The sequence below is a fragment of the Campylobacter sp. IFREMER_LSEM_CL1846 genome, from assembly GCF_025772105.1.
GTDB lineage: Bacteria > Campylobacterota > Campylobacteria > Campylobacterales > Campylobacteraceae > Campylobacter_D > Campylobacter_D lari_D.
Genome location: NZ_JAKMRM010000021.1, coordinates 1 through 11,560 on the forward strand (window position 1 = coordinate 1; position 11,560 = coordinate 11,560).

Genomic DNA, 11,560 nt, shown 5'->3' on the forward strand with positions numbered 1-11,560 from the left:
ATCTGCTCATTTTCCTCTTTAAAAGTATATATTAAATCATCACACTTATATGAGATTTCTTTTTTACAAGTTTTGTCTTTTAAAGGCTCTTGTAGAATTTGTGGTAAGTGTTTTTTAATAAGTAATTTCATAGGTATACCCATACCATGAGTTAGATTTTTAATAAACTTACCATCTATTTGTTTTTCATCTATAACTTTTATAAATTCAACATCAAGTCCATGTTCTTTTAAAATATTAACATATTCTTCTTTTTCTTCTAAAGGAACATATTCATCAAATTTAGAATGATAAGCAATATATTTTGGATTTGGATATTTTGCTTGTATATTTAGATGATCTTTATTTAGTGTTTCTCTAATGAGTTTTCTAGCAGGTGAAAAATAATAAGGGGATTGTTTGTTTGTAGTCCATAGTGTTTTTTCAGAAGCACAAAGTCTAATATTATTAAAATAGTGAAAAGTTCCGAAACAAAAATACTGAGTAAAATCAACTTCTTTTCCAAAACCTATATATCTCCAAGCATCTCCATCAAGCGTCACATGAGAAGAATTATCAATAATTGCATCTATAGTCCACGGAGCTATCTTTGCAGATAATATACCCATATAAGCACCATGTGAAACCCCTACTACAATGGTTTTTAAATCTTTATTTTTAAAAATATTCGCTTTTACATAAAGCAAAGTATTTATCATATCAATTGTTTGCATAATACCATAATTTTGATATTCATCATTTGTAAGTTTTAAGCTCACACTTAAATCCAAATAATAATCTCTATCAAAATCCCAAGCGTCTTTCTTTTTTTGAATTTCTTTATTAAGATATTCCATAGCAGGATGAAATTCTTCAAAAGTATTAAGTTTTGATATATCATAAGGAATTTCTATGTCAATGGCTTTTAAGCTTGCATCAAAAATAAGTTTATCAATATCATCTAAATACCATTGTGCTCCAGTTTGAGGACGATTACCTATACCATGATAATTTACACTCAAAACTGCTACATTATATTTTGATGCAAAATACTCCATATTAAATTTTAAAACAGGATCTCTTATATCAGCACCAAGTCCTTGAATGATACACATTATAGCTTGAATTTCTTTTGTATCATCATATATAAGTTGAAATTCTAATTTACTTTCTCTTTTTATATTTAATTCCACATCATCACAAGAGTCTATAAAATAAGTTTGATTTATGAGCATGTTAAGCCTTTTAAAATAAAAATTCAATTATACTTACTTTTTTATAAATTTAAAGAGAAATCATGAAAAATCTTTGTATTATCCCTGCACGCGGTGGTTCTAAGCGTATTCCTAGAAAAAATATTATTGATTTTTTGGGAAAACCATTGATTGCTTATAGCATAGAAAGTGCTTTAAATTCAGGTATTTTTGATGATGTAATTATTTCAAGTGATGATTATGAGATCATAGAAGTGGCTTTAAAGTATGGTGCTAAGGCTCCTTTTGTGCGTAAAAAAGAACTAAGTGATGATTATGCAAGTTCAACCGCTGTAATCCAAGATACCATCATCACTCTAGAAAAACAAAGTAAAATCTATGAAAATGTGTGTTGCTTATACGCAACTGCTCCACTTATAGATGAGTTTATCTTAAAAGAAGCTTTTGAACAATTTAGTCAAGAAGAATGTAAATTTTTATTTTCAGCTTGCGAGTTTGAATATCCTATACAAAGAGGTTTTTACCTTGATGATCAAAATAAAGTTTATATGTTTGATGAGTCAAATTACGATAAACGCTCACAAGATCTTACTAAAGCTTACCATGATGGTGGTGCATTTTACTTTGGCAAAAAAGAAGCGTGGCTAGAAGAAGATTTTATGTTTAAATCTCATTCTAAAGCTTTTTTACTTCCAAGAAATAAAATTTGCGATATTGACACTTTTGAAGACTTAGAATTTGCTAAAATACTATATAGATTTCAACAATAGAAATTATAAATTCTATAGTCTTTAATTTTTAATTTCTATTTTATATAATATAAGCTTTTTCTTTTTAAATTTAAAGTATAATAAAGTAATTTTAGTTATATAATGAGGAAATATTATGCTACAAAAAAACATCAAAAGCATAAAAACAAAATTAAGTGAAACTTTATCAGCTATTAAAAAATCAAAATACAAGATTATTCAAGGTAATGATAGCTTAGATATAAATTTTTTAAATACTCAAGATAATACTCTAATTTATAAAAACCCTTTAGATGAATTAAATGCTATGTTAAAAATTTATAATGAAAAATATCGTCTATATCCTGTATTATATTTTTATGGGTTTGGAAATGGAATTTTATATAAAGCTCTTTTGCAAAATCCCCATCATAAGATTATTATTGTTTTTGAAAAAGACTTAGAAATTATCCATAGTGCTTTTAGTGTGATGGATTTTAGCAAAGAGTTACAAGAAGCTAGATTGGTAATAGCTGATACAAATTTATTAAAAATTACTGATTATGAATTAATATGCAAACAACAACCAATGTTAAATTTTGCAAGAACATATTTTTTAGAACTACATTCTGATTATTACGAAAGATATCATAATGATGTATTAATAGTTAATAATAATATGCTTGAACATCTAAAAAAAAACATATTAAGATACGGCAACTTACCTTTTGATGCACTTCAAGGCATAGAACAATTTACCTATAATCTTCCCAAAATGTTAACTCATCCAAATTACAAAGAGCTTTTACAAAAAAGAAAAAATCTAAGTGATACAGCAATCATTGTTTCAACTGGACCAAGTCTTTCTAAACAACTTCCGTTGTTAAAACAATACGCTAGTAAAGCCACTATTTTTTGCACAGATAGTGCTTACCCTATCTTAGCTAAACATAACATTAAACCTGATTATGTTATTTCTTTAGAAAGAGTAAAGCTGACTAGTAAATTTTTTAATAACAATTTTGGCAATTTTGATAAAGATATAATATTTATTCTTAAATCATATACACACCCCGATACAATAAAATATTTAGATAATAATAATAGAAATTATTTATTAGTTTCTTCAACAGGTGCTAGTTTTATTTATTTTATACAATTACATTCCTATGGTTATCTTGTAACCGGATGGAGTGTTGCAAACATGGCTTCCAATTTGGCATTTAATCTTGGACATAAAAACATTATTTTAATTGGACAGGATCTAGCTTATAGCAACACTGGACATTCACACTCAAGTGGTCATATTTACCCTATAAACAATAAAATTTATAAACAAGATTATGGCAAATATGAATGCAAAGCTTATGGTGGCAAAGGTAAAGTTCAAAGCTCTTTTGTTTGGAACTTATTCCGCCAAAATTTCGAAAGTGATATTGTCCGTTTCAATCAATACAATGTTATTGTGTATAATTGTACTGAAGGTGGTGCCAGAATTGCAGGAGCCATAGAAAAACCTTTTAAGCAAATATGTGAAAAATTATTAACAAAAGAATTAAAAAAGCCTTTTACCTCATTAGAAAATCCAACTTTAAACAAGCAAAATGAATTAATGCTTAAAGCACATACTAAAATCAAAAAAAGTATTTTGCATTGTCAAAATTTAAATAAAATTTTTAAAGAACAACTAACAAATTTAAAACAATCTTATCAAAATATCCAAACTCAAGAAGATCTAAATATTATAGTAAAATACATAGATGAAATTAAATCAAGTATTGAAAATAAAAGCAATATACAAGAATTATATGAAATTTTATATCCCCTACTCATGCAATTTGAGTTTAATCTTGCGAAAATTTATGTTTTAAATCCTATAAATGAAGATGATACACATAATAAATCTTTACTATGGATAAAAGAACATATTGACTGGCTTGAATTAATTATAGCCCATATTGATACTCATGAACAAATTTTACACAAAAATATACTTCCACTGCAAGAAACCATTATACAAAGAGGATATGGACATAAAATCAAATGAAAGTTCTTTTTAGAAGCGATAGTTCTAGCACCATAGGACACGGACATATCAAAAGAGATCTTTTGTTAGCTAAGCAATATCATGATGTATCTTTTGCATGTTTAGCTCTAGAAGGTTCTTTGATAGATGAAATTCCTTATCCTGTATATGAGCTAACAAGTGCTAGTGTATATGAGCTAATCAATCTCATCAAAAAAGAAAAATTTGATCTTTTGATTATTGATCATTATGAAATTACTGCAGATGATGAAAAACTCATCAAGCTAGAAACAGGGGTTAAAATTCTAAGTTTTGATGATGAGATAAAAGAACATTTTTGTGACATTTTACTAAATGTTAATGCTTATGCTAAAGAAAGTGATTATGAGAATTTAGTGCCAAAATATTGTGAATTAAGATGTGGCTTTTCCTATGCTCTAATACGCGATGAGTTTTATGAAGAAAGCAAGATAAAAAGAGAAAAAATTTATGATTATTTTATCTGTATAGGAGGAAGTGATCCAAAAAATATTTCCTTTGATATAGCAAACAAACTTAACAAAAACAAAACTATCATCATAGCTACTACAAAAGCAAATTCTCATCTAAACTCACTTCGAAAATTAAGCCAAAAAAACCCTAATATACAAATTCTCATTGACCAATCTAATCTTGCAAGATTGATGAATGAAAGCAAAAAACTCATCATTAGCGCAAGTTCATTGGTAAATGAAGCTTTAATTTTAAAAGCAAATTTTAAAGCCATAGCTTATGCTAAAAATCAAGAAAAACTTGCAACATGGCTTGCTAAAAAAGGCTATGAAGTGGAGAATTTTATATGATAATTTTAAAAGATTTTATCCATTTGACTCAAGAAGAAATTAAGCTTGTTTTAAAATGGCGTAACGATGAAAGCATTGCTAAATTTATGAAAACGCAAAATATTAGCCTAGAAGTGCATTTAAACTTTTTATCTAGCTTAAAAACAAACGCAACTAAAAAATATTTTTTAGTATATGATGATAAAAATATCATAGGCGTGATTGATTTTATCAATATTACTAAACTTTCTTGTGAATTTGGGCTTTATGGTATAAAAAAAGGCGTAGGTGAGCTTTTAATGCAAGAAGTTAAAAACTATGCTTTCAATGTTTTAAAAGTTCAAACTTTAAACGCATGTGTTTTCAAAGAAAATACAAAAGCTTTGAATTTATATTTAAAACATGGTTTTGAAGTTATTAAAGAAGATAATAATTTTTATTTTGTAAATTTGTCTTTTGCATACATGGGGGGGGGGTAACAACTTAAATATATTTAATCAAATATATGGAGTTGCAGTTTGAATATAATCATAGCAACTCTTAGAGAGCACAATATTAATAATTTTTATAAACTAAAAGAATTATATAAAACATATACTTTTTACCTCATAACAAAAAAAGACGATCTTACTTTAGAAAAAATAACAAAAATAAACCCAGATTATATATTCTTCCCGCATTGGTCTTTCTATATACCTCAAGAAATTTACAATAACTATCAATGTATTATTTTCCACCTTGGAAATTTACCATTTGGAAGAGGAGGTTCACCTTTACAAAATTTAATCATAAGAGGGGTATATAAAAGCAAAATTTGTGCTTTAAAAGCTTGTGATACATTAGATGGTGGAGAAATATATCTAAAACACAATATTAGTTTTAAAATTTCAAATGCACAACGAATTTATGAAAAAATCTCAAAAATCATATTCTTTAAACTAATACCAAGAATTTTACATACAAAAATCAACCCTCGCATACAAAAAGGGAAAGTAGTAATTTTCAAAAGAAGAACAAAAGAACAAAGTAATATCAATACACTCGAAAATCCAAATTTGATAAAAATATATGATTTTATACGCATGCTTGATGCCATTGATTATCCAAAAGCTTTTTTGGAATTTGAAAATATAAAAATGGTTTTTCAAAACGCAAAAAAACACAATAATAAAATAAAAGCAGAGGTAATATTTTATGAAAAATAACAAAATTTTAATTATAGCAGCTCACCCAGATGATGAAGTTTTAGGATGCTTTGGAACTATAGCAAAATATATTCAACAAGGATATGAAGCTTATACTTTAATACTTGGAGAAGGTAAAACAAGCAGAGAGATAAATAGTGAAAATGAACAAGAAATTTTAGAAGATGAGTTATTTAAAGCAAATAATCTTTTAGGCATTAAAAAAGTTTTTAGAAAGTTTTTTCCTGATAATGCTTTTGATAAAATACCATTATTAGAAATAGTCAAGAGTATAGAAGAAGTTAAAAATGAAATTAAACCAAATATAATTTTCACACATTATGAAAAAGATCTCAATATAGACCATCAAATTACATACAAAGCAACAATTACCGCTACAAGATCTCTACAAGAAGAAAGTGTTAAAGAAATTTATAGTTTTGAAATTCTTTCGAGTACAGAATGGAACTATCCATTAAGCTTTCAACCTAATGTATTTTTTGATATTAGTGAGACGCTTGATTTGAAGCTAAAAGCTATGTCTTTTTATCAATCAGAACTAAGAAATTATCCCCATCCAAGAAGTTTAGAGGGGATAAAAATAAATGCACAATACCAAGGAATGAGAGTTGGTCTTCAATATGCTGAAGTGTTTAAAAGTATAAAGGTTATAAAGTGATTTTTTATAAAAATTTTACTAATCTTACAAAAGAAGAAAAAAAGGAAATTTTTTATATAAGAAATTCTCCAAATATCTCTAAATTTATGAAAACAAAAAATATAAATTATAAAAATCACTTAATATTTTTAAAAGAACTAAACAAAAACAAAAATAAAAAATATTTTTTGTTGATAAAAAATAACGAGAAACTGGGAGTAATATATTTTAATAATATCATAAAAATATCCTGTGAATTTGGGCTTTATGGTATAAAAAAAGGCGTAGGTGAGCTTTTAATGCAAGAAGTTAAAAACTATGCTTTCAATGTTTTAAAAGTTCAAACTTTAAACGCATGTGTTTTCAAAGAAAATACAAAAGCTTTGAATTTATATTTAAAACATGGTTTTGAAGTTATTAAAGAAGATAATAATTTTTATTTTGTAAATTTAAACAATCCTCACGGGGATATCATTTTTTAAAAGCTCATTTTTAACATCATTTGGAGTATATTGACTAAAATGAAATATATAAGCACCAGCCAATGCATTCGCACCAAGTTGTATAGCTTTTACCCCATCTTGAGGCTTAGAAAGTCCTCCATTGATAATGAGTGGAATTTTTAATTTACCTTTGAAATACTCTAGTAATTCCCAATCATACCCCAAAGAACTTCCTTCTTTATCAACACTTGTTAAAAGTATCTCCCCTGCTCCTAAAGATTCGTATTTTAATGCAAGTTCTAGCGGATCAATATCTAAAATTTCATTATTAAAAACTTTAAATTTATTTTTGTCTTTTTTAACATCAATCGAGCATACTACGCAAGAACTTCCAAAAGTATTTGCTGCCTTTTTAATAAAATCTGGATTTTGCAAAGCCATAGAATTAATACTAATTTTATCAGCACCTATATCTAACACTTTTCTAATATCTTCTAAAGTTCTAATCCCACCTCCAATGGTTAAAGGCATAAAACACTCATTAGCTATATCTTCTAAGCTTTCAAAATCTATAACACTATTTTTATTGATATCCAAAACTATAAGCTCATCAACATTTCTAGCATTATATATCCTAGCTGTGCTTATTACATGCCCTATAGTCCTAAAAGAAGAAAAATTGATACTTTTTACAAGCTGATGATCTTTTAATAACACGCAAGGTATAATTCTTGTTTTAAGCATACTAGGCCTTTAAATTTGCAAAATTTTCCAAAAGTTTCAAACCTACATTTTGGCTTTTTTCAGGGTGAAATTGCACAGCAAAAATATTATCTTTTTCAAAACTTGCACAAAAAGGTTTTTCATACTCACAAAAAGAAGTTTCCACACTTTCTAAACACTCTACATAATAAGAATGCACAAAATAAAAATCACTTTTTTCTAAAATTCCATCAAATAGCTTGCTTTTTTTATCACTAAATTGTAAATCATCCCAACCACTATGCAATAATTTTTCTTTACTTAAATCAAATTTCAAAACCTTTGCTTTTATAAAATCAAGCCCTTCGCACTCTCCGCCCTCATATCCCTTACTAGCAAAAAGTTGCATACCAAGACAAATCCCCAAAATAGGCTTTTTATCTTTTAAAACACATTCTTTTAAAAGCTCATCTAGTGCAAGTTTTTTTAAATTTTCCATACCTTGTTTAAAAGATCCAACGCCTGGTAAAACTAATTTAGAGGCATTTTTTATATCTTCTTTTTTAGAACTTATAATCACTTCTTGATTAAGTTTTTCAAAAGCTTTCAAAACAGATTTAAAATTTCCAAGATGATAATCAACAATACAAATCATTTCAAAACAAACTCATCTTTTTTTATCAATGATCCATCACTATCTCTTAAAAATTTACCATTTTCATCGCGTTTAAATATCTTTTTATTAGTATAAGAATCGACAATTTTTTCAAATTCTTTTTCACTAAAACCACTAAATTCCAAATACTTTTTAATAGCCTTTTTAGGTGGCTTTCCATCATATTTATTTACAAGTCTCACGCCCTCTTCACGGCTAATATAGCCAAGTCTTATATCCAAGCACGCATTATCCGTAGCTCTTCCAAAACCATATTTGCAGTATTTTAAATAATCATGCACGTGATTTGAATAACAATCTAAATTTTCAAAATTCTCATAAGTAGTTTCAACTGGTTTTGTACTAGTTTTAAAGCCATTTTCTTTAGATATTTTTAAATTATACTTATAATCCCATTTAAAATAATATCCCAAAAATAACCCTGTAACTCCTACTCTTTGAAGCTCTTCATCACTTGGATAAGTATAAAAATATAAATCCTTTTCTCTAATACCATCAACACCAATCATATCAGAAATTCTATTACCCAAAAGTCCGCCAAATTCTTCAAGCCACTCTCTACCTAAAGTGTTTTTTTCTTTAGAGCTAGCTGGCCCACCATACTCAATCTGCGGACTTTCCCCCCAAATAATCAAAGGAATACCAAAAGCAACAGCTACTTTTGGAACACATGTAAAAATCCCCAAATGGTTTTGCCATTCATTATCACCCGTTCTTATAAAAGCTTCGCGGGCCAATTTTTTATACACCAAAGGATTTCTTTTGATATGGATTAAATCAACACCAAGATTGTTTAAATTTTTTAAATTTTTTTTACCTATTTTAGTAGGAATACTTGGTTCAAAACAAACACACAAAGGATTAAGTCCAAGTTCAAGACATTTTAAAACTTGAAAGGTAGAATCCTTACCACCACTTACTCCTATCACACAATCATACACAGGATGTTTTTTATATTTTTTCACGAGTTCTAGAAATTCTTTTTCACGCTCTTGCCAATTTATCTCATGATTTTTAGCTTCTTGCGAGCAACACGCATCACAAATTCCCTCATCATTAAAATGCAAATCAGGTTTAGTATCTGGCATAACGCATTTTTTACAAAATTTCATATTAACTCCAAAAAATCTTTATAGTCATCATAAATCGACTATGATTATATTTTCTAAAGATAAATAAATTTTATTTTGTTACAATATTTTTTATTTAAAGGTTTATAAATTATGGATTTAACTTTACTTCCTTATATGATTATAGGAATTTTTTCAGGTATGGCTTCAGGGGTTTTTGGCATAGGTGGTGGTATGATTATCGTTCCTTTCATGCTTACTTTAGGACTTAGCTCTCATCATGCTGTTGCAATTTCTGTTGTACAAATGATTTTTGCTTCTATTTTTGGCTCCTATTTAAACTATAAAAAGAAAAATTTAATCTTAAAAGATGGACTTATCATAGGCTTTGGAGGCTTTTTAGGTGCGATGTTTAGCGGGCTTTTACTCTCATATTTTTCAGATATAACCTTAACAAGTATTTTTCTATGCGTGAGTATTGTATTCTTTTTAAAATTTGCTTTTAATCAAAAAAGCACCATTGGAAACATTAACCACTCTAATATCTTAAAAAATTCTATTTTGCTAATTTGTGGCGTATTTACAGGAATTTTTGCTATATCTTTAGGAATTGGTGGTGGGCTTTTAATTACCCCTATTTTAGCTTATTTTTTAGGCTATGATACTAAAAAAGTAGTGCCACTTAGTTTATTTTTTGTAATATTTGCTTCAATTTCAGGAATTAGTTCTTTTGTGTATAATGATATCATTGATAAAGAAGTGTTACAAAATGGAAGCTTAGTAGGATTTAGCTCTATGCTAGGAGTTTATCTTGGTATAAAAATCATGGAAAAAATCAATCTTAAATCCCACCGCATAGCACTTTTAGGTATTTACACCCTTTCTATAACTATGACCATTATAAGCTTGATTAAAAAGCTAAATTTATTTTAATCTATCGGCAAATTTTTGTCTATTGGAAGTATAAACAAAGCTTAAAACCTCTGCCACTGCTTTAAAAAGCTCTGGTGGAATAAGATCATTTACCTCGCAAGCTTTATAAAGTTCTCTAGCTAAAGGAGGATTTTCATAAATCATAACATTGTATTCATATGCCATATCTTTAATACGCAAAGCTAAAAAATCCACTCCTTTAGCTAAAACTTTTGGTGCAGCTTCTTTGGAACTATCATAACGCAAAGCAACCGCATAGTGGGTAGGGTTAGTAATCACAACATCAGCACTAGCAACGTCTTGCACCATTCTACGCCTTGCTGCTTCCATTTGCAAACGACGAATTCTTCCTTTTACTAAAGGGTCTCCCTCGCTTTGTTTAAATTCATCTTTAACTTCTTGCTTACTCATGCGTAAGTTTTTAAAGTATTGATACCTTACCAAAAGTACATCTAAAAGCCCTATAATCAAAAAAGCTATGATAACAATAGCTGCAAGTATAATAGCTTTATCCCTAAGCCATAAAAGTTGTGGATAAATCGTATAAAGTTCTACTCTAGGAAGTTCTTTCATAAATTGCAATAAAAAAACAAAAGCTATACCAAATACAACACCGACTTTAAGTATAATTTTCAAAGCTTCAATAATCTTTTTTAAAGAAAAAAGATTTTTAAGCCCGTTAATAGGATTAATTTTATTAAAATTTGGAGTAATGGGCTTAGTAGTAAAAATAAAACCAAACTGCATTAGATTTCCAAGCACACCCGCTACCATAATTACTAAAGTAATGGGCAATACCATAATAAACATCTCTATCATAGTTTTTATAATGATTTTTTGTAAAATCTTTAAATCAATTTCAATGCCTATAAAACTTTGATAAAAACGATATAAACCGCTAATTCTCTCACCTATAAAAGGCATCATAAACAACACCACAACCACAGCTATAATAAGTACAGCCACAGCAGATGCATCTTGGCTTTTTGGGACATTTCCTTCTTGTCGCGCATCTTCTATTTTCTTGGATGTGGGTTCTTCTGTTTTCTCTTGATCATCAGCAGCCATAAAAAAACCTTTAAAAAATTTAAAGCAAGATTATAGCATTTTATCAAGTATCTGCTAA

At 28.0% G+C, this 11,560-nt stretch carries 13 protein-coding genes; 8 read left to right on the plus strand and 5 right to left on the minus strand.

All coding sequences use genetic code 11. The features are described 5' to 3' along the window. On the minus strand, positions 1–1,214 hold a 1,214-nt coding region (locus tag L8W40_RS07805), incomplete at its 3' end, for a DUF2920 family protein (protein WP_263665120.1). 62 nt (positions 1,215–1,276) lie between these two features. On the opposite strand from L8W40_RS07805, the gene pseF reads away from it, so the two are divergent. The 7 genes from pseF to pseH (L8W40_RS07840) all read left to right on the plus strand — a co-directional run bounded on the left by pseF (position 1,277) and on the right by pseH (L8W40_RS07840) (position 7,092). Further along, on the plus strand, positions 1,277–1,963 hold the full coding sequence (gene pseF / locus L8W40_RS07810; RefSeq protein WP_263665121.1) for a pseudaminic acid cytidylyltransferase: 687 nt from the start codon (positions 1,277–1,279) through the stop codon (positions 1,961–1,963). 115 nt (positions 1,964–2,078) lie between these two features. Further along, positions 2,079–3,968: a motility associated factor glycosyltransferase family protein gene (locus L8W40_RS07815; protein ID WP_263665123.1), complete on the plus strand. Its 1,890-nt coding sequence runs from the start codon at positions 2,079–2,081 to the stop codon at positions 3,966–3,968. Next, positions 3,965–4,789: a UDP-2,4-diacetamido-2,4,6-trideoxy-beta-L-altropyranose hydrolase gene (gene pseG / locus L8W40_RS07820; protein ID WP_263660812.1), complete on the plus strand. Its 825-nt coding sequence runs from the start codon at positions 3,965–3,967 to the stop codon at positions 4,787–4,789. Before L8W40_RS07815 ends, pseG begins: the two co-directional genes overlap by 4 nt. Further along, positions 4,786–5,247 carry a UDP-4-amino-4,6-dideoxy-N-acetyl-beta-L-altrosamine N-acetyltransferase gene (pseH, locus tag L8W40_RS07825; protein ID WP_263665124.1) on the plus strand — a complete coding sequence of 154 codons (462 nt, stop codon included), beginning with the start codon at positions 4,786–4,788 and terminating at the stop codon, positions 5,245–5,247. Before pseG ends, pseH (L8W40_RS07825) begins: the two co-directional genes overlap by 4 nt. A gap of 39 nt (positions 5,248–5,286) precedes the next feature. Then, a complete protein-coding gene (locus L8W40_RS07830; protein ID WP_258108356.1) occupies positions 5,287–5,973 on the plus strand; it encodes a methionyl-tRNA formyltransferase in 687 nt (228 codons plus the stop codon). Further along, positions 5,963–6,631 (plus strand): PIG-L deacetylase family protein, encoded by a 669-nt coding sequence (locus L8W40_RS07835; RefSeq protein ID WP_263665125.1) that lies wholly within the window; start codon positions 5,963–5,965, stop codon positions 6,629–6,631. The genes L8W40_RS07830 and L8W40_RS07835 overlap by 11 nt, the downstream gene beginning before the upstream one ends. Next, complete coding sequence (pseH, locus tag L8W40_RS07840; RefSeq protein ID WP_263665126.1) at positions 6,628–7,092, plus strand: UDP-4-amino-4,6-dideoxy-N-acetyl-beta-L-altrosamine N-acetyltransferase; 465 nt, start codon at positions 6,628–6,630, stop codon at positions 7,090–7,092. The genes L8W40_RS07835 and pseH (L8W40_RS07840) overlap by 4 nt, the downstream gene beginning before the upstream one ends. Here the strand turns inward: pseH (L8W40_RS07840) and L8W40_RS07845 are convergent. Genes L8W40_RS07845 through L8W40_RS07855 form a run of 3 tightly spaced genes read right to left on the minus strand, consistent with a single transcriptional unit; the run spans position 7,060 to position 9,543 of the window. Continuing rightward, positions 7,060–7,797 (minus strand): HisA/HisF-related TIM barrel protein, encoded by a 738-nt coding sequence (locus tag L8W40_RS07845; protein ID WP_263665127.1) that lies wholly within the window; start codon positions 7,795–7,797, stop codon positions 7,060–7,062. The genes pseH (L8W40_RS07840) and L8W40_RS07845 overlap by 33 nt on opposite strands. A gap of 1 nt (position 7,798) precedes the next feature. Beyond that, a complete protein-coding gene (gene hisH / locus L8W40_RS07850) occupies positions 7,799–8,410 on the minus strand; it encodes an imidazole glycerol phosphate synthase subunit HisH (RefSeq protein ID WP_133319969.1) in 612 nt (203 codons plus the stop codon). Next, positions 8,407–9,543, minus strand: coding sequence for an N-acetyl sugar amidotransferase (locus L8W40_RS07855; protein WP_133319970.1), 1,137 nt, complete (start codon positions 9,541–9,543; stop codon positions 8,407–8,409). Before L8W40_RS07855 ends, hisH begins: the two co-directional genes overlap by 4 nt. Before the next feature lie 111 nt (positions 9,544–9,654). Here L8W40_RS07855 and L8W40_RS07860 point away from each other — a divergent pair, with 111 nt between their 5' ends. Next, positions 9,655–10,434: a sulfite exporter TauE/SafE family protein gene (locus L8W40_RS07860; RefSeq protein WP_133319971.1), complete on the plus strand. Its 780-nt coding sequence runs from the start codon at positions 9,655–9,657 to the stop codon at positions 10,432–10,434. On the opposite strand, the gene flhB is transcribed toward L8W40_RS07860, so the two are convergent. Then, positions 10,426–11,502: a flagellar biosynthesis protein FlhB gene (gene flhB, locus L8W40_RS07865; protein ID WP_133319972.1), complete on the minus strand. Its 1,077-nt coding sequence runs from the start codon at positions 11,500–11,502 to the stop codon at positions 10,426–10,428. The genes L8W40_RS07860 and flhB overlap by 9 nt on opposite strands. Between the last annotated feature and the right edge of the window lie 58 nt (positions 11,503–11,560).

Bases quoted from the DNA above. Each gene is read 5' to 3' on its own strand.
- pseF (WP_263665121.1), top strand. From the start codon at position 1,277: ATGAAAAATCTTTGTATTATCCCTGCACGCGGTGGTTCTAAGCGTATT.
- L8W40_RS07815 (WP_263665123.1), top strand. From the start codon at position 2,079: ATGCTACAAAAAAACATCAAAAGCATAAAAACAAAATTAAGTGAAACT.
- pseG (WP_263660812.1), top strand. From the start codon at position 3,965: ATGAAAGTTCTTTTTAGAAGCGATAGTTCTAGCACCATAGGACACGGA.
- pseH (WP_263665124.1), top strand. From the start codon at position 4,786: ATGATAATTTTAAAAGATTTTATCCATTTGACTCAAGAAGAAATTAAG.
- L8W40_RS07835 (WP_263665125.1), top strand. From the start codon at position 5,963: ATGAAAAATAACAAAATTTTAATTATAGCAGCTCACCCAGATGATGAA.
- L8W40_RS07845 (WP_263665127.1), bottom strand. From the start codon at position 7,797: ATGCTTAAAACAAGAATTATACCTTGCGTGTTATTAAAAGATCATCAG.
- hisH (WP_133319969.1), bottom strand. From the start codon at position 8,410: ATGATTTGTATTGTTGATTATCATCTTGGAAATTTTAAATCTGTTTTG.
- L8W40_RS07855 (WP_133319970.1), bottom strand. From the start codon at position 9,543: ATGAAATTTTGTAAAAAATGCGTTATGCCAGATACTAAACCTGATTTG.
- L8W40_RS07860 (WP_133319971.1), top strand. From the start codon at position 9,655: ATGGATTTAACTTTACTTCCTTATATGATTATAGGAATTTTTTCAGGT.
- flhB (WP_133319972.1), bottom strand. From the start codon at position 11,502: ATGGCTGCTGATGATCAAGAGAAAACAGAAGAACCCACATCCAAGAAA.